Source organism: Nocardioides eburneus, assembly GCF_040838215.1.
GTDB classification, from domain to species: Bacteria; Actinomycetota; Actinomycetes; order Propionibacteriales; family Nocardioidaceae; genus Nocardioides; species Nocardioides eburneus.
Window position 1 is genome coordinate 14,883 of record NZ_JBFPJR010000038.1, and the last position, 17,268, is coordinate 32,150.

General features: G+C 68.5%; 12 protein-coding genes, 2 tRNA genes and 2 pseudogenes. 4 read left to right on the forward strand and 12 right to left on the reverse strand.

From position 1 onward, the window contains the following. Positions 1-291 precede the first annotated feature (291 nt). From AB3X52_RS16825 to AB3X52_RS16835, 3 genes and pseudogenes are all read left to right on the forward strand, one after another. Positions 292-1,269, forward strand: a pseudogene (locus AB3X52_RS16825) (DEAD/DEAH box helicase family protein); the annotation flags it as partial. 362 nt (positions 1,270-1,631) lie between these two features. Next, positions 1,632-1,805: pseudogene (locus AB3X52_RS16830) on the forward strand (helicase-related protein); the annotation flags it as partial. Between the two features lie 87 nt (positions 1,806-1,892). After that, positions 1,893-3,029, forward strand: coding sequence for a DUF3427 domain-containing protein (locus AB3X52_RS16835; RefSeq protein WP_367995266.1), 1,137 nt, complete (start codon positions 1,893-1,895; stop codon positions 3,027-3,029). Here the strand turns inward: AB3X52_RS16835 and AB3X52_RS16840 are convergent. The 9 genes from AB3X52_RS16840 to recF form a co-directional block, all read right to left on the reverse strand. Beyond that, the gene (locus tag AB3X52_RS16840) at positions 3,026-3,859 is read right to left on the reverse strand and encodes a nuclease-related domain-containing protein (RefSeq protein ID WP_367995255.1); all 834 of its coding nucleotides are present in this window, start codon (positions 3,857-3,859) and stop codon (positions 3,026-3,028) included. The two genes, AB3X52_RS16835 and AB3X52_RS16840, sit on opposite strands and share 4 nt — an antisense overlap. Before the next feature lie 164 nt (positions 3,860-4,023). Further along, a tRNA-Ala gene (locus AB3X52_RS16845) sits at positions 4,024-4,096 on the reverse strand. A 12-nt stretch (positions 4,097-4,108) separates the two neighbouring features. Continuing rightward, positions 4,109-4,234 (reverse strand): DLW-39 family protein, encoded by a 126-nt coding sequence (locus tag AB3X52_RS16850; protein ID WP_367995256.1) that lies wholly within the window; start codon positions 4,232-4,234, stop codon positions 4,109-4,111. A 34-nt stretch (positions 4,235-4,268) separates the two neighbouring features. After that, a tRNA-Ile gene (locus AB3X52_RS16855) sits at positions 4,269-4,342 on the reverse strand. A gap of 84 nt (positions 4,343-4,426) precedes the next feature. Continuing rightward, positions 4,427-4,972 (reverse strand): DUF3566 domain-containing protein, encoded by a 546-nt coding sequence (locus AB3X52_RS16860; protein WP_367995257.1) that lies wholly within the window; start codon positions 4,970-4,972, stop codon positions 4,427-4,429. Continuing rightward, positions 4,972-7,722 carry a DNA gyrase subunit A gene (gene gyrA / locus AB3X52_RS16865; RefSeq protein ID WP_367995258.1) on the reverse strand — a complete coding sequence of 917 codons (2,751 nt, stop codon included), beginning with the start codon at positions 7,720-7,722 and terminating at the stop codon, positions 4,972-4,974. The genes AB3X52_RS16860 and gyrA overlap by 1 nt, the downstream gene beginning before the upstream one ends. A 51-nt stretch (positions 7,723-7,773) precedes the next feature. Continuing rightward, on the reverse strand, positions 7,774-9,957 hold the full coding sequence (gene gyrB, locus AB3X52_RS16870) for a DNA topoisomerase (ATP-hydrolyzing) subunit B (protein ID WP_367995259.1): 2,184 nt from the start codon (positions 9,955-9,957) through the stop codon (positions 7,774-7,776). Between the two features lie 322 nt (positions 9,958-10,279). Then, positions 10,280-10,849 (reverse strand): DciA family protein, encoded by a 570-nt coding sequence (locus AB3X52_RS16875; RefSeq protein WP_367995260.1) that lies wholly within the window; start codon positions 10,847-10,849, stop codon positions 10,280-10,282. After that, positions 10,839-11,987: a DNA replication/repair protein RecF gene (recF, locus tag AB3X52_RS16880; protein ID WP_367995261.1), complete on the reverse strand. Its 1,149-nt coding sequence runs from the start codon at positions 11,985-11,987 to the stop codon at positions 10,839-10,841. The genes AB3X52_RS16875 and recF overlap by 11 nt, the downstream gene beginning before the upstream one ends. 54 nt (positions 11,988-12,041) lie before the next feature. Between recF and AB3X52_RS16885 the strand changes: the two genes are divergently transcribed. Further along, entirely contained in the window at positions 12,042-12,590 is a 549-nt protein-coding gene (locus tag AB3X52_RS16885; protein ID WP_367995262.1) for an NINE protein, read from the forward strand. A gap of 91 nt (positions 12,591-12,681) precedes the next feature. On the opposite strand, the gene gnd is transcribed toward AB3X52_RS16885, so the two are convergent. The 3 genes from gnd to dnaA form a co-directional block, all read right to left on the reverse strand. Continuing rightward, positions 12,682-13,593, reverse strand: a complete 912-nt coding sequence (gene gnd / locus AB3X52_RS16890; RefSeq protein ID WP_437440574.1) for a phosphogluconate dehydrogenase (NAD(+)-dependent, decarboxylating) — start codon at positions 13,591-13,593, stop codon at positions 12,682-12,684. Between the two features lie 26 nt (positions 13,594-13,619). Next, the gene (gene dnaN / locus AB3X52_RS16895; protein ID WP_367995264.1) at positions 13,620-14,759 is read right to left on the reverse strand and encodes a DNA polymerase III subunit beta; all 1,140 of its coding nucleotides are present in this window, start codon (positions 14,757-14,759) and stop codon (positions 13,620-13,622) included. A 467-nt stretch (positions 14,760-15,226) separates the two neighbouring features. Beyond that, positions 15,227-16,753 (reverse strand): chromosomal replication initiator protein DnaA, encoded by a 1,527-nt coding sequence (dnaA, locus tag AB3X52_RS16900; protein WP_367995265.1) that lies wholly within the window; start codon positions 16,751-16,753, stop codon positions 15,227-15,229. Positions 16,754-17,268: the final 515 nt, after the last annotated feature.

Consider the following 17,268-nt stretch of genomic DNA (forward strand, 5'->3'; position numbering starts at 1 on the left):
CGGCTGGCGCTGGTAGCCGGCCTGGACGTCGCGACGGGGCAGATCGACCCGGCCGATCTCCCTCACGTCCTCGCCCAGCACGTCTACGCCTCTGCACACCGAGCATTCAGCGGACGCTCCGCCGAGGACGCGGTAGCGCTCACCAACCAGCTGATCGACGCACTGCAAGACGCCGGCACCGAGGTCCCCGCTCCGGCGACCCAGCTGCTCAGGATCGCACCGGCGCCCGGTCCCGGAGTCGTCACCTATCCGGACGTCCGCCCGCGTACGCCGCTGGCCGAGTCGGCGCTGATGACGAACGCGAAGTCCGAGCCGAGCCTCGGGCCGGAACTGCGTACCGAGATCGACACCGCCGACCATGTCGACCTGCTGTGCGCATTCGTCCGCTGGGCCGGATTGCGTCTCCTAGATCCCGAGCTGCGACGCCTACGCGAGCGCGGCGGCCGGCTCCGGGTCATCACCACGACGTACACCGGATCCACCGAGCGCCGAGCCCTTGACCACCTCGTGCGCGAGTACGACGCTGAGATTCGCGTGCAGTACGACGCCCAGCGGACGCGACTGCATGCCAAGGCCTGGATGTTCCACCGCAACACCGGCTTCGACACCGCCTACGTCGGGTCCTCGAACCTCACCCACACGGCCATGCTCGAAGGCGTCGAGTGGAATGTTCGGCTCTCCCGGATCGCGACGCCGGCGTTGCTTGAGAAGTTCAACGCCACCTTCGACACCTACTGGAACGACGCCGCCTTCGAGACCTACCGGCCCGGCCGCGACGCCGACCGGCTCGACCTGGCGCTGGCAGAAGCGGGCGGCCGCACCAACAGCGGCCGCGTCACCCTCTCGCTGTCTGGGCTTGCGGTCACGCCGTACCCGTACCAGCAGGAGATGCTCGACGAGATCGACGCCGAGCGCGCCGTCCACGACCGCCATCGCAATCTCGTCGTCGCCGCGACCGGGACCGGAAAGACCGTCGTTGCGAGCCTCGACTACCGGCGCCTCGCGACCGATCCGTCGCGGCGGCCCTCGCTGCTCTTCGTCGCGCACCGCAAGGAGATCCTCACCCAGTCGCTGCGGACCTATCGCGAGGTGCTGGCCGACGCGAACTTCGGCGAGCTCTACGTCGACGGCGCGTTCCCGAAGGACTGGAAGCATGTCTTCGCCAGCGTCCAGTCGCTGAGCTCCTACGGCGTCGAGAACCTACCGAACGACGCCTTCGACATCGTCGTCATCGACGAGTTCCACCACGCCGCCGCTAAGACGTACCGCGCCCTGCTCGACCACCTGGCCCCCAAGGAACTGCTCGGTCTCACCGCCACGCCCGAGCGTGCCGACGGCATCAACGTCCGCGACGCCTTTTTCGACGGCCGGATCGCCAGCGAGCTCCGGCTGTGGGACGCACTCGGGGCCGAGCTTCTCTGTCCGTTCCACTACTTCGGCGTCGCGGACAACACCGACCTGAGCCGGCTCAGCTGGAAACAGGGCAGGTACGACGACACCGAGCTCTCAACCTCTTCACCGGCAACGACGCCCGCACGCGGATCATCCTCAAGCAGCTGCACGAGAAGGTGCTCGACACGGGTTCGATGCGGGCCCTGGGCTTCTGCGTCACGATCGAGCACGCGAAATACATGGCCGCCGCCTTCAACGAGGCCGGAATCTCCGCTCGCGCCGTCACCGGCAACTCCAGCGCCGACGAACGCGCCGCTGCCCTCGTCGCACTACGGAACGGCACCGTCAACATCCTGTTCACGGTCGACCTGTTCAACGAAGGCCTCGACATTCCCAGCGTCGACACCATCCTCTTCCTCCGGCCGACCGAGAGCGCCACCGTCTTCCTGCAACAGCTCGGCCGCGGCCTTCGACGTACGGCGGAGAAGGCCGTTCTCACCGTGCTCGACTTCGTCGGACACCAGCACAAGCGGTTCCGCTGGGACCTGAAGCTCACCGCCCTCACCGGCCTATCCCGCAGCCGACTCGGCACCGCGGTCGACCAGGAGTTCCCCTTCCTGCCCAGCGGCTGCCAGATCGTGATGGACAAGGCGACCCAGGCTGCGGTCCTGGCCAACCTCAAGACGCAGATCGGAAGCCGGTGGAGCGACCTGCTCACCGAATTGCGCTCCATCGGCAACGTCGAACTGCGCGAGTACCTCGACGAGTCCGGCGCCGGGCTCCCTGACCTGTTGAAGTCCGGACGTTCTTGGACCCGGCTGCGCCGCGAGGCCGGCTTCGAGACGCGGCCAGTCGGTCCGCGTGAGGACGAGCTCGTGAGGCGCGGTCGCTCGCTGATCCACGTCGACGACCGTCCACGGGCATCGGTCTACCAGTCGGTGCTCAGCTCGGCGGCCGAGCCGGCGCTCTGGACACCGGCTGAACGTCGCCTCGCCGAGATGCTCTTCTTCTCGCTCTGGCCCAACGGCGGCGGGTTCACCAGCATCGAGGAAGGCATTCGTTCGCTGCATTCCAACGAGGTCGCGACCGATGAGCTCTCGGCCATCGTGGATCTCGGGTTCGAGAACGCACGGCGTACGACGCTCGAGCTCGCCGGCGATCTTGCCGGTGTCCCACTCCAGGTACATGGCCGCTACCGGCGCGAAGAAGTCCTCGCCGCCCTCGGCGACGCAAGCCTCACCAAGCCACCGATCAACTTCCGCGAAGGGGTCCTCTGGGTGCCCGAGATCAATACGGACGCCTTCTTCATCCAGCTGAAGAAGTCCGAGGCAGCGTTCTCCCCCACCACGATGTACCAGGACTATCCGATCAGCCCGACTCTGTTCCACTGGGAGTCGCAGAGCCGCACCACCGTCGCCTCACCGACCGGCCAGCGTTACCTCAACGGCACGAGCAACATCCTGCTCTTCGTGCGCGAGACCTCCGTCGACGAGTACGGCACCGGCGCGCCCTACCTGTTCCTCGGCCCGGCCACCTACGTCAAGCACGAGGGCGAGCGGCCGATCGCCATCACCTGGAAGCTGGAGACACCCATGTCCATCGACTTCTTCACGGCGGCCAAGGTCGTCGCGAGCTAGTCAATGACGCGGCGCGAGGCAATGAACGCGGCCACGCCCAAGCCGATCAACACCGGCCCGGCGACACTCGAGTTGTTCCGAGCTGAGCCGAGGGCCGCGTTAGCGATCAGCGTCGCGATGATCCAAAGGCCAAAACCGAAGATGAATCGCTTCACGGTGCGGCGAACGCTCCGGGGAGTTCGCTGCCGCTTCACTGTTCTTACTGAGCGCGTACTCGGGCGAGAGCGGCCCACGGGAGCTGGCGGGGGCAACCTAGGCAGATCGACCGCTGGGCCGGTCGCCGCGCGCGTGGACATGTCGAGCTCGAACCTGAGGTAGCTCAAGCCGTCTGGCGAGATTGCAGCGGGCCGACCCACGATGAGAGCCACCAGGTTTGATACCGAGCACAGAGAGACGCCGTCGAGCGTCGTCTGTTGCGGCACTGCCTCACCGGTGAAACAGAGTACCGGGATCACAGCTGCCGCCGGGAGCGACGATGCGAGGCTTGCGATCGACCGAGCCGCAGCTCTCGCGGAATCGACAGCGGCGTCGCGACGATAGCCGTTTTGCCGCAGGATCCCGTCGCGCACCTGAAGCTGGCCGGACCAGTTCTTGGCGTCGATCACGAAGACGCCACCCGGGCCGATCACCAGATGGTCGATGTTCGCTCGTTGACGACCCGGCCAATGCAGGTCGTGGAAGACCGTCCACTCTGGCGGAAGTTGAGCGAGAGCCTCCTGGACGGCTCGCTCGCCGGCCGCGCCCTTCTCCCACATCTCCGCGTTACGTAGGAGCCGTTCGGCCTTGTCCCGCGCTCTGCGTGCGACCTCGTCGGCGGAGTCTCCAGCCACCCCCGGACCGTACCGCCGACGGTTCGCCTCTACATCGGTTTCGGCTTTACTCGCCGGAGATCCGGCAGGATTTCCCCCGCCAGTCCCCCACAGCGATCAGAAAGGTAGAGGGGGGAAGGTGACGAAATGGAAGAAACCCCAGGCTGACCTGGGGTTTCACACGGTGGAGCGTAGGGGACTCGAACCCCTAACCCTCTGCTTGCAAAGCAGATGCGCTACCAATTGCGCCAACGCCCCGAGGGGTGAGGATCAGGACTTGCTCACCGGGTCGGTGGCCTCGGCCCAGAGGGCCTGCTCAGCCTTGCTCTGGTCGAGCTTCTTCTTGGCGACCACGGCGCCGGCGGCGGCCAGCAGCACCAGGACGATCTTCTTCATGCCTACTCCTGCTGACTCGTGGGGAGTGGGTGGGTGGGCCTAACAGGACTTGAACCTGTGACCTCTTCCTTATCAGGGAAGCGCTCTAACCGTCTGAGCTATAGGCCCGAGTGGTCGCTGAGAAGTGGAAGCCTCCAGCAGCGACCGAGGGGGAACATTACCGGAGCGGTCGATGCCCCGCCAAAACGACGCTCAGTCCTCTTCGGTCAGCGTGACCTCGACCCCACCGAGGAGGTTCGCGGCCATGTTGTAGAGGAACGCGCCGAGGGTCGCGACAGCGGTCAGGAGGACGACGTCGACGACCGCGATCACCAGCGTGAACCCGAGGACCCGGGAGGTGCCGAGGTAGTCGTGGATGTCCCACGTCGAGCCCTGGTCACCGACGATGTCCTGCACGGAGGTGTTGATCGAGTCCCAGACGCCGGCCATGCTCAGCACGGCCCAGACGACGAGCACCGCGACGACGGTGACGACGCCGATGGCGACCGAGAGCAGGAACGACATCTTCATGACCGACCACGGGTCGATCCGGCTCAGCCGCAGTCGGGCCCGGCGTGGACCCTTCCCGGACCGCGCCGACGGCGACGGGGTCGTGCTCGACTTGGTGGTGCGGCGGGCAGCCTCAGCGGCGTCGGCCAGCTTGGCCTGGATCCGCTGGGTCACCGGGCGGACAGCGGTGTCCTCGCGGCCCCGGCTCGCCACCGGAGCCGCAGTGCGCTCGGCAGGGCGATCCGTCATCAGGCGTCATCTCCATCGCTCGTCGGCTCGTTCGGCGTGTCCTCTGGACTCTCGATGGACACACCGTCGCCCTCGATTGTTGCATCCGACCCCAGCGGAGTCCCATCGGCGGACTCGGCGGCCGCGTCGGCGGACGAGTCAGCAGCCGTCGTACCAGCCTCGTCGTCCTCGTCCTCCTTGGCCTCGACCGAGCGGGCGACGACCGCGACCGAGTCACCCTTCTTGGGGCTCACGAACTTGACGCCCATGGTGGACCGACCGGTCGGACGGAAGTCCTCGTTGATGGGGCTGCGGACGACCTGGCCGCTCGCCGTGATGGAGAGGACCTCGTCACCGTCCTCGACGATGAAGGCACCGACGAGACCGCCGCGCTCCTCGTGGGAGAGCGACATCGCCTTGATGCCGATCCCGCCGCGGGACTGCAGGCGGTATTCGCCGATGGCGGTGCGCTTGGCATAGCCACCGTCGGTGATGGTGAAGACATATTGCGGCTTGACCTCGTCGACCTGCTCCGCGGAGACCTCGACGTCGGCGGTGTCCTCAGTCGCCTCGCTGATCCCGGCGGCCACCTCCGCGGCGACCTGGGCAGCGCGGATGACCGACATCGAGAGCAGCGAGTCGCCGTCGCGGAACTTCATGCCCGTGACACCCGAGGTCGCGCGGCCCATCGGGCGCAGCTGGGTGTCGTCGGCGCGGAAGCGGATCGCCTGGCCCTTGCGGGAGACCAGCAGGATGTCGTCCTCGCCGTTCACCAGCTCGGCGCCGATCAGCTCGTCGTCCTCCTCGCGGAAGTTGATCGCGATCACGCCGGCCTGACGCGGACTGTTGTAGTCACCGAGCCGGGTCTTCTTGACCAGCCCGGCCCGGGTGGCGAGCACGAGGTACGGCGCCTGCTCGTAGTCACGGATCGCCAGCACCTGGGCGATCTGCTCGTCGGGCTGGAACGAGAGCAGGCCCGCGACGTGGCCGCCCTTCGCGTCCCGCGACGCCTCGGGCAGGTTGTAGGCCTTGGTGCGGTAGACCCGGCCGGCGGTGGTGAAGAACAGCAGCCAGTGGTGGTTCGTCGTCGCGATGAAGTGCTCGACGACGTCGTCGCCCTTGAGCGACGCGCCACGCACGCCCTTCCCGCCGCGCTTCTGGGTGCGGTACTGGCTGGCGAGCGTCCGCTTGGCGTAGCCACCGCGGGTGATGGAGACGACCAGGTCCTCGTCCGGGATGAGGTCCTCCATGGAGAGGTCCCCGTCCGCGGCGATGATCTGCGTGCGGCGGTCGTCGCCGTACTTCTCGACGATCTCCTCGAGCTCCTCCTTCACGATCGACCGCTGCCGGGCGACGTTGGCGAGGATGTCCTTCAGGTCGGCGATGATCCGCTCGAGTTCGGCGAGGCGGTCGATGATCTTCTGCCGCTCGAGAGCCGCCAGGCGGCGCAGCTGCATGTCGAGGATCGCGTTGGCCTGGATCTCGTCGATGTCGAGCAGCGCGATGAGGCCCTGGCGGGCGTCGTCGACCTCGGGGGAGCGGCGGATGAGCGCGATGACCTCGTCGAGCATGTCGAGCGCCTTGACCAGACCGCGCCAGATGTGGGCGTCGGCCTCGGCCTTGCGGAGCCGGAACTCCGTCCGGCGCCGGATGACGTCGATCTGGTGCTCCACCCAGTGGCTCACGAACTGGTCGATGGTCAGCGTGCGCGGCACGCCGTCGACCAGCGCCAGCATGTTGGCGGAGAAGTTGGTCTGCAGCTCGGTGTGCTTGAGCAGGTTGTTGAGCACGACGCGCGCGACCGCGTCCCGCTTGAGTACGACGACGAGCCGCTGCCCCGTGCGGGAGCTGGTGTCGTCGCGGACGTCGGCGATGCCCTGGACCTTGCCGGAGTCGGCCAGCTCGGCGATCTTCAGCGCGAGGTTGTCCGGGTTGACCATGTAGGGCAGCTCGGTGACGACCAGGCAGGTGCGGCCGCGGTTGTCCTCGTCGACCTCGATGACCGCGCGCTGCGTGATCGAGCCGCGGCCGGTGCGGTAGGCCTGCTCGATCCCGCTGCGGCCGACGATGAGCGCGCCGTTGGGGAAGTCGGGGCCCTTGACCCGCTCGATGAGCGCGTCCTGCAGCTCCTCGCGGGTGGCGTCGGGGTGCTCCAGCGCCCAGGTGGCGCCGGCCGCGACCTCACGCAGGTTGTGGGGCGGGATGTTGGTCGCCATGCCGACCGCGATGCCGGCGCTGCCGTTGACGAGCAGGTTGGGGAAGCGCGACGGCAGGATCGACGGCTCCTGCGAGCGGCCGTCGTAGTTGGGGACGAAGTCGACGGTGTCCTCGTCGATGTCACGGACCATCTCCATGGCCAGCGGCGCCATCCGGCACTCGGTGTATCGCATCGCCGCCGCGGGGTCGTTGCCCGGCGAGCCGAAGTTGCCCTGGCCGTGGATGAGCGGGTTGCGCATGACCCACGTCTGGGCGAGGCGCACGAGGGTGTCATAGATCGCCGAGTCGCCGTGCGGGTGATATTGACCCATGACGTCACCGACGACACGGCTGCACTTGGAGAAGCCGCGGTCGGGGCGGTAGCCGCCGTCGTACATCGCGTAGAGCACGCGGCGGTGGACCGGCTTCAGACCATCGCGTACGTCGGGGAGCGCGCGGCCCACGATGACCGCCATGGCGTAGTCGATGTAGCTGCGCTGCATCGACGTCTGCAGCTCGACGGGCTCGATCCGGCCGCCCGGACCCTGCGGGGGAGTGGTGGGAGTCTCGGTCACGATTGCTCTCTCTGGGTGTGTCTATCGATGTCTAGGAATCTCGCTAGAGACTCAGATATCGAGGAATCGGACGTCCTTGGCGTTGCGCTGGATGAACGTGCGGCGCTGGTCGACGTCCTCGCCCATCAGGATCGAGAAGATCTCGTCGGCATGGGCCGCGTCGTCGAGCGTCACCTGCAGCATCAGCCGCTGCTCGGGGTCCATCGTGGTCTCCCACAGCTCGTCGGCGTTCATCTCGCCCAGGCCCTTGTAGCGCTGGACCGGGTTCTCCTTGGGCAGCTTCTTGCCCTGGGAGATGCCGTCGGCCATGAGCGCGTCGCGCTCGGCGTCGGAGTAGACGAACTCGTGCTCGTGGGGCTTGTTCCACCGCAGGCGGTAGAGCGGCGGCTGCGCGAGGTAGACGTAGCCCTGCTCGATCAGCGGCTTCATGAAGCGGAACAGCAGCGTCAGCAGCAGCGTGTTGATGTGGTGGCCGTCGACGTCGGCGTCCGCCATCAGCACGATCTTGTGATAGCGCAGCTTCTCGATGTCGAACTCGTCGTGGACGCCCGTGCCGAGCGCCGAGATGATCGCCTGGACCTCCTGGTTGGCGAGCACCTTGTCGAGCCGAGCCTTCTCGACGTTGAGGATCTTGCCTCGGATCGGGAGGATCGCCTGGATGCGCGGGTCGCGGCCGGACTTCGCCGAGCCGCCCGCCGAGTCACCCTCGACGATGAAGACCTCGCACTCCTCGGGGTTGTTGGACTGGCAGTCCGCCAGCTTGCCGGGGAGGCCGCCGCCACCGAGCAGGCCCTTGCGGTTGCGGGCCAGGTCGCGGGCCTTGCGCGCCGCGATGCGCGCGGTCGCCGCGGCCTGCGCCTTGCGGATGATGTCCTTGCCCTCGGCCGGGTTCTTCTCCAGCCATTCGCCGAGCTCCTCGTTGACGACGCCCTGGACGAAGCCCTTGACCTCGGTGTTCCCGAGCTTGTCCTTGGTCTGACCCTCGAACTGCGGCTCGGCGACCTTCATGCTGATGATCGCGGTCAGGCCCTCGCGGATGTCGTCGCCGGTCAGGCGGTCCTCCGCCTTCTTCATCAGGCCCCACTCGAAGCCCCACTTGTTGACGAGCGTGGTCAGCGCCGCCCGGAAGCCCTCCTCGTGCGTGCCGCCGCCGGGGGTGTTGATCGTGTTGGCGAAGGTGTGCACGGACTCGGCGTACGACGTGTTCCACTGCATCGCGATCTCGAGGCTCATCGGGTTCGTGATGTCGTCCTCGGTGGACGCCTCGAAGGCGATGACCGACGGGTTGGCGATCTGCTTCTTGCGGTTGAGGTACTCGACGTAGTCGACCAGGCCGCGGTCGTACTTGAAGATCTGCTCGAAGACCTCGGTCGCGCGCTCGGTGCCCATCGCCTCGTCGGCGGCGGACTCCTCCTCGGTCCGCGCCGCGCCGGCCGCGACCTCGGCCGCCTCGCCGACGCCGTCGACCCCGTCGACGCCCTCGAGCGGGTCGCTCTCGACCGCGTCCGCGGCCTCGACGCTCTTCGGGCGCTCGTCGCGGACGACGATCTCGAGGCCCTTGTTGAGGAAGGCGTACTCCCGGAAGCGGGTCGTGATCGTCTCGAGGTTGTAGTCGGTCGTCTCGAAGATGTCGGGCGAGGCGAACCAGGTCACCGCCGTGCCGGTGCGCTCGCCCGGCTCGAGCTCGCGGACCGCCTCGAGCGGGCCGTCCGGCACGCCGAGGGAGAAGGTCTGCTTCCAGAGGTGGCCGCGGTTCTTCACCTCGAGGATGAGCTTGCTCGACAGGGCGTTGACCACCGAGACGCCGACGCCGTGGAGACCACCGGAGACCTTGTAGCCCCCGCCGCCGAACTTGCCGCCCGCGTGGAGCACGGTCAGCGCGAGGGTCGCCGCCGGCAGCTCCTGGCCGGGGGCCGTGCCCGTCGGGATGCCGCGACCGTTGTCGACCACGCGGACCGAGCCGTCGTCCTTGAGGGTGACGACGATCCGGTCGCAATAGCCGGCGAGCGCCTCGTCGACGGAGTTGTCGACGATCTCCCAGATCAGGTGGTGGAGACCACGCACACCGGTCGAGCCGATATACATCCCGGGTCGCTTGCGAACCGCCTCGAGGCCTTCGAGGACCTGGATGGCGGAGGCGTCGTACTCGACCCCGTTGGGGGGAGTGGGAGCGACGGTCTGCTCTTCCGTGTCGTCCTGGTCGGGTTGCGGGTTCGTCTCGTCGGCAGGGCTCACCGGGCGGGTCCACCTCTTCTGAGGGCTCAGGTGTCATCTGGTGCGCTGGCACACTCCGGCCCGGAGGGCCGACGCGACATCGCGCAAAAAGAGAGCCGACCGCTGCATGGTGGGCCGACCCGGTCTCTATGATACCCCGCAGAGGGCCGTATTCCACGGATGAGCGCTTCGGGAGGGGGCATCTGTGGATGAGATCGTCGCGTCAGCGTCGTTCCAGGCCGTTTCAGACGCACGAGGAGGGGTCCGGCTGGGTCCCTGTACGTCGGAGAAGCCGCTGAGACCGCAGATCCGGCATGCGTCACGACGACCCGGAGCGTCGGGCTCAGCCGTAGGTGTCCCGTGGACCGCGGCCGCCGCGCACCGAGCGTGGGCCCTTCTTCCAGCTCGGTCCGTGCGGGCCCTGGACGTCGATCTGGAGCACCGTCTGATGGCCGAGCTCCTCGTTGAGACGGCGCACGAGCGTCGGGGCGAGGAGCCGGAGCTGCGTCGCCCACGCGGTCGCGTCGGTGCGCACCACGAGGCGCCCGTCGGTGAAGCTCTCCGGGGTGCAGTGCTGGGCGACCTCGGCGCCGACCAGCTCCTCCCAGCGACCGAAGACTCCGTGCACGCGCAGGGAGAGGTCCCAGCCGTGGTCGTCGACCAGACGCCCGAGCGTCGTCTCCAGCGTCTGCGGGTCGCGGTCGTCGGGCCGCGCCCCCGAGACCCGTCCCTTGCGAGGCGCGTCACGGCGCCCGGGCTTGCGCCTCGCCTTCGGCGCCGGAGCCTTGGCGGTCGCGCGCGTCAACGCCCGGGCCAGGTCGAGGCCGTCGGCCGGCGGCGTACTCGTCTCGTCGGGTGTCTCGTCGGGCGCGACCTCGTCGGCCGTCGGCTCGTCGGGGGAGTCACTCGTCACGGGTCACCTCCCCGGCGGCGACGCGGTAGCGCGCCCCCGCGAGCGCGGCGGGCACGTCCTCGGGTACGGCGGCGGTGACGAGCACCTGCTCGGCACCGGACACCAGCTCGGCCAGCTGCTCACGCCGACCGGCGTCGAGCTCGGCGAACACGTCGTCGAGGATCAGGATCGGATCGTCGCCGTCCGCCCGCAGCAGGTCGTACGACGCCAACCGGAGCGCCAGCGCGAACGACCACGACTCGCCGTGGCTGGCGTAGCCCTTCACCGGCAGGCGCGCGTCGTCCGGCCCGTGGCCGAGCGAGAGCAGCAGATCGTCGCGGTGCGGGCCGACGAGCGAGACGCCGCGGTCGAGCTCGTCCTTCTGCCGTCGGGCGACCTCGGCGAGGATCGCCGCGGCGAGCTCCGCGGGAGCGGTCGCGTCGCCGAGGTCGAAGGAGGGCTTGTAGTCGATCTCCGCGTCGTCGCGGCTCGCTCCGCGCGCCACGGTCTCGTAGGCCTTCCCCACGTAGGGCCGCAGCGCCTCCACGAGCGCGAGCCGAGCCGCGAGCAGCTCGGCGCCGACCCGCGCGAGATGGTCGTCCCACACCGACAGCGTGGCCAGCGCACCCTCGCGCGCGCTCCCGCGCGCGACGCCCGCGGTCTTGAGCAGCGAGTTGCGCTGCTTGAGGACCCGGTCGTAGTCCGCCCGGACGCCCGCAAGCCGCGGTGCCCGCAGGACGAGCAGGTCGTCGAGGAACCGACGCCGGTCGGACGGGTCGCCCTTGACCAGCGCGAGGTCCTCCGGGGAGAACACGACGGTGCGCACCAGGCCGACCAGGTCACGGGTGCGGGGGAGAGGGCTCTTGTTCACCCGCGCCTTGTTGGCACGCCCGGCGTTGATCTCGACCTCGAGGACCGCGGTCCGCCCGTCGCGGACCACCGCGGCACGCACCACGGCCTGGTCGGCGCCGGCGCGCACCAGCGGCGCGTCCGTGGCGACCCGGTGCGACTGCAGTCGGGAGAGATAGTCGATCGCCTCGACCAGGTTGGTCTTCCCCTGGCCGTTCCGGCCCACGAACGCGGTGACACCCGCGTCCAACGACACCTCCGCGGCGGCGTACGACCGGAAGTCGTGCAGCGACAGGTGCGACACGTGCATGTGTCCTCCCTCCGCAACGCTTCATCCGGCGCGCCACATCTCTAGGCTGCGCCCATGACCGATTCTCCCAGCCCCTACGGCCCGCCTCCAGGGCAGGACCCGTCCCAGCAGCAGCCGAGCGGGCCGTCGCTCGAGAAGAGCAGCCCGTCCGGGCAGCAGGCCTACGGCCAGCCGGGGCATGGCCAGCCGGGATACGGGCAGCAGCAGGGCTACGGCCAGACGACCCAGGCGCAGCTGCCGACCGGCCCGTTCTACCTCTCGCAGGCCGGGCAGACCTACGGCCCCTATCCCTACGAGCAGTTGGCGCAGATGTCGATGTCGGGTCAGCTCAAGGGCGACACCCTGCTGAGCGCCGGCCAGGGGAGCGCGTGGTTCCCCGCCAAGCAGCTGCCCGGGCTCTTCTCCGACAAGGACTGGCTGACCGCGCTGCTGCTCTCGATCTTCCTCGGGTCGCTCGGCGTCGACCGCTTCTACCTCGGCCACATCGGCCTCGGCGTCCTCAAGCTGCTGACCTGCGGTGGGCTCGGGATCTGGCACATCGTCGACGCGATCCTCATCGGCACGCGCAACCTGCGCGACGCCGAAGGAAGGCCGCTCGCCTGATCGCCCGCGCCAATGCGCGGCGTGCGCGCCTCCGGGCCGCCGCGTCGGCCGAAGTCCTGGCGGCCGCCCACGTGCGCGGCCGCCAGGGCGGTCAGGCCTCCGACTCGGAGATGACCGCGTGGCCCCCGAAGCCGTTGCGCATCGCCGCGATCGCCTTCATCGCGACGTCGTCCTCCTGGCGCGACACGAAGCGCGCGAAGAGCGAGGCCGAGATGGCCGGCATGGGAACGGCGTTCTCGATCGCCGCCTCGACGGTCCAGCGGCCCTCGCCGCTGTCGTCGGCGTAGCCCCTGATCTTGTCGAGGTGCTCGTCGGCACGGAGCTGGTCGACGAGCAGGTCGAGCAGCCAGGACCGGACGACGGTGCCGGTGCGCCAGGACGCGAAGATCTCCGGGACGTTCTCGACGATGTCGACCTTGTCGAGGAGCTCCCAGCCCTCGGCGTACGCCTGCATCATGGCGTACTCGATGCCGTTGTGGACCATCTTGGAGAAGTGACCGGCGCCCGGCGTCGGGCCGCAGTGCACCAGACCGTCCGGCGTGCCTTCGGGCTTGAGCGCCTCGAGGGCAGGCATGACCTTCTCGGCGTCCTCGGGCTTGCCGCCGTACATCAGCGCGTAGCCGTTCTGGAGGCCCCAGACACCACCGGAGACACCGCAGTCGACGAAGCCGATCCCCTTCTCAGCCAGGGAGGCGGCGTTGATGGCGTCGTCGGTGTACTTCGAGTTGCCGCCATCGACAACGAGGTCGCCCTCGCCGAGCAGCTCCTTGAGCTCGGCGATCGTGGACCGGGTCGGGTCGCCGGCCGGCACCATCACCCAGACGACCTTCGGACTGGGCAGCTTCTCGACCATGTCGGCGAGGCTGGTCGCGTCGGAGATCTCCTGGTTGCGGTCGTAGCCGACGACGGTGTGACCGGCGTTGCGCAGGCGGGTGCGCATGTTGCCGCCCATCTTGCCGAGTCCGACGAGTCCGATGTCCATGGAGCGATCCTCTCGAGCGATGGAGTCTGTGCTGTGGCGGTGGGTGGTCAGGAAAGCAGACGACGAGGCATCAGCAAGTAGCGGAAACCCGGGTCCTCCGCCTCGTCCGACGGCTTCCCGGTGATCACCACCGGCTTGGACGCCTGGGTGAAGGCCAGCTCGACGACCGGCTCGTCGATCGCGGTGAGGCCGTCGAGGAGGAACTGCGGGTTGAAACCGGTGGTGAGGTCGTCGCCCTCGATCGTGGCCTCGATCGACTCCGAGGCCTGCGCCTCGTCGCCCGAGCCGGCGTCGAGCGTGATGACGCCGTCGCTGAAGGCGAGCTGGACGGCCGTGTTGCGCTCGGCGACCAGCGCGACGCGCTTGACCGACTCGACGAGGGACGCCTTGTCGACGAGGGCGGTGGTGAGGTGCTCGGCCGGGAACAGGCTGCGCACCTTGGGGAACTCGCCGTCGAGGAGACGGGTCGTGGTGCGTCGTACGCCGCCGGCGGCCGCGCCCTCGAAGCCGATGATGCCCTCCCCGCTGCCACTGGTGGAGAGCGCGATGGTCACCTCGCTGCCGCTGGTCAGCGACTTCGCGGTGTCACCGAGGACCTTCGCCGGCACGAGCGCGGCGAGCGTCTCGTCGGGGGTGCGCGGATCCCACTCCAGCTCGCGGTGGGAGAGACGGAAGCGGTCAGTGGCGAGGAGCGAGATCGTGGAGCCCTCGATCTCGAGCCGGACGCCGGTCAGCACGGGGAGCATGTCGTCGCGCCCGGCCGCGGTGACGGCCTGGGCGACGGCATGGGCGAAGAGCTCGGACTTCACGGTGCCGGCAGCGGTCGGCATCTCCGGCAGGGTCGGGTAGTCCTCCACCGGCATCGTCTGGAGGCTGAAGCGCGCCGAACCGCAGGTGAGCGAGACTCGTGCGCCGTCGATCACCATCTCGACCGGCTTGGCGGGCAGGCTCCGGCAGATGTCGGCCAGGAGCTTGCCGCTGACCAGGGCCTTGCCCTCGTCGGCGACCTCGGCCGAGAGCGTGGCCCGCGCCGAGGTCTCGTAGTCGAACGTCGAGAGCACGAGGCCCGCGTCGCTCGCTTCGATGAGCAGGCCCGAGAGCACCGGCGTGCTCGGTCGGACCGGGAGGCTGCGGGCAGCCCAGGCGACAGCATCCGCGAACACGTCGCGGTCGACGCGGAACTTCACGATGACCTGTCCTTCGCTACCGGGTGACAAAAAGTCTGAGACCTGAATCCTGCCACGGACGGTCCAGCCCCGGGCAGCCCCGGGGTCCGCCGAGGTCGTCGAGGAGTGGTCACGACGTCGTTCATCCCCAGGTCGAGGGGTCGGGTGGATTGACACAGGGGATCGGGACGCATGGAGTTCCGACGTCGTAGGAGGGTCGGTGGAAACTGTGGATAGATCGTGTTTGCGCAGGTCGCGGCGGTAGATCGCTGTGCACAGCGGATGTGGATCACGTGGTGGACGGGTTGGCGTCCGTGTGTACGCCGCCCGCTGTGTGTGATTTGTCCGGCGGGGGTTCCACAGATCCTCCCCGTGTAGTTCGTACCTCCGGACCCTCGGACTCCACAGGCGGCGAACCACAAGAATCTGTCGTTCGCCTGCTCATCCGACCGCGCGCGGGGCGGCAGGGGAGTGCGAGGAGAAGCGGCTCAGGCCTGACGGGCCTGCATCTTCACCCGGTTGGTCAGCTCACTGACCTGGTTGAAGACCGCGCGACGCTCGGCGAGCAGCTGGTTGATCTTCCGCTCGGCGTACATCACGGTGGTGTGGTCGCGGTTGCCGAACTGAGCACCGATCTTCGGCAGCGACAGCTCGGTGAGCTCGCGGCAGAGGTACATCGCGATCTGACGTGCCATCACGAGGTGGCGACCCCGGCTGGGTCCGGTGAGCTCGTCGATCGAGAGGCCGAAGTACGCCGCCGTCTGGGCGATGATCAGGCCGGCGGTGATCTCGGGCTCACCGCCCTCGGGGATGAGGTCCTTGAGCACGATCTCGGCCAGGGTCATGTCGACCTCCTGGCGGTTGAGGTTGGCGAACGCCGTCACGCGGATCAGCGCACCCTCGAGCTCGCGGATGTTGGTCTGGATCTTGCTCGCGATGAACTCCAGCACGTCCGGCGGCGCCGTCAGGCGCTCCATCGCGGCCTTCTTGCGCAGGATGGCGATGCGGGTCTCGACGTCGGGTGGCTGGACGTCGGTGATGAGCCCCCACTCGAACCGGTTGCGCAGCCGGTCCTCGAGCGCCTCGAGCCGTTTCGGCGCCCGATCGGAGGTCAGCACGATCTGCTTGTTGGCGTTGTGGAGGGTGTTGAAGGTGTGGAAGAACTCCTCCTGCGTCTGGGTCTTCCCCTCCAGGAACTGGATGTCGTCGATCAGCAGGACGTCGACATCGCGGTATCGACGCTTGAACCGGTCCTGCCGGTCGTCGCGGATCGCGTTGATGAACTCGTTGGTGAACTCTTCGGAGCTGACGTAGCGGACCTTCGCTCCGGTGTAGAGGCTGCGGACGTAGTGACCGATCGCGTGGAGCAGATGGGTCTTGCCGAGCCCCGACTCGCCGTAGACGAGCAGGGGGTTGTAGGCCTTCCCGGGCGCCTCGGACACCGCGACGGCGGCGGCATGCGGGAAGCGGTTGGAGGATCCGATGACGAAGGTCTCGAAGGTGTACTTCGGATTGAGCCGGGTCTCGAGGGTCGGCGGCGTGGCGGGAGCCGGCTCGGCCATCCGGGTGGGACCGGCGCTCGGCAGGAACCCGCCGGGGTCCGCGCTCGTCTCTTCGGACACATAGCGCTTTGTCGACAAAGCGTCACCGCGCGGCACGTCCTCGGCCTGTGGCGCGTACGACGGCGTGTCGGGTGTCGCGGAACCGGCGGAGGCCGCCAGATCGAGGTCGAGGTCGGGGTTGACCGTCACCGCGATCCGGATGTCCCGTCCGAAGCGCTCGGTCAGGGCCTCCTCGAGGCCGGGGCGGAGCCGCCCTTCGAGCTGGTTGCGCGTGAAGTCGTTGGGGACCGCGACGATCGCGGTGTTGCCGTGGAGAGTGACCGGCTCGCTCGCGCGCAGCCACGCACGCTGGTTGGGCGGAAGGTCCTCGACGACGGCCTGCCAGGCGCGGCTGAGCTGACCCGCCGTGTCGTCGAGGCTGCCAGCGTCCGAGGCGCTCCCGGGCTTGTCCACGAATGCCTGCCTTCCCTGTGGGGCTCGTTGGTCGTCGCGTTTGGCGGGTGAAGCTCGTCCACAACTTTCTCCACAAGCTGTGAACCCGACTCGCCCACGCGTGGACTGAGCCGCCCGAGACACGCGGCCGGAGTGGCTATCGCGACCATTTCGGCAGGTCAGAGGTCGAATCATGGTGATTCGGCTGATCCGTCTCCCCGGTCCGGCCGACGCCTCCTGGCGGTGTGCAGGGAACCTCGGTGTCCACCGAACTTAACCTCCGGCGGCGGATGGGAGCAACCCGTCATCCACAGGCATTCTCAGATCTGGCCTGACGGTACGGTCGCGGGTTTGACCCTGTCTTCGCGCACCACGTACCGTTGGCAGGTCGCCCGGGTCGACCGGTGCCGCATGCCCACGCCACGATCGCTGACCACAGTGATCGTGGGCGCGGGTGGGCGGTGCCAGCCGAACTCCATCATGGCCCGCCTGATCAGCCGGGGCGACACGCCCACCTGGGACCTCGTGTCCCGTTC

Excerpts from the sequence above, each read along its gene's own strand:
- AB3X52_RS16850 (WP_367995256.1), bottom strand. The coding sequence starts at position 4,234 with ATGAAGAAGATCGTCCTGGTGCTGCTGGCCGCCGCCGGCGCCGTGGTC.
- AB3X52_RS16860 (WP_367995257.1), bottom strand. The coding sequence starts at position 4,972 with ATGACGGATCGCCCTGCCGAGCGCACTGCGGCTCCGGTGGCGAGCCGG.
- recF (WP_367995261.1), bottom strand. The coding sequence starts at position 11,987 with ATGCACGTGTCGCACCTGTCGCTGCACGACTTCCGGTCGTACGCCGCC.
- AB3X52_RS16885 (WP_367995262.1), top strand. The coding sequence starts at position 12,042 with ATGACCGATTCTCCCAGCCCCTACGGCCCGCCTCCAGGGCAGGACCCG.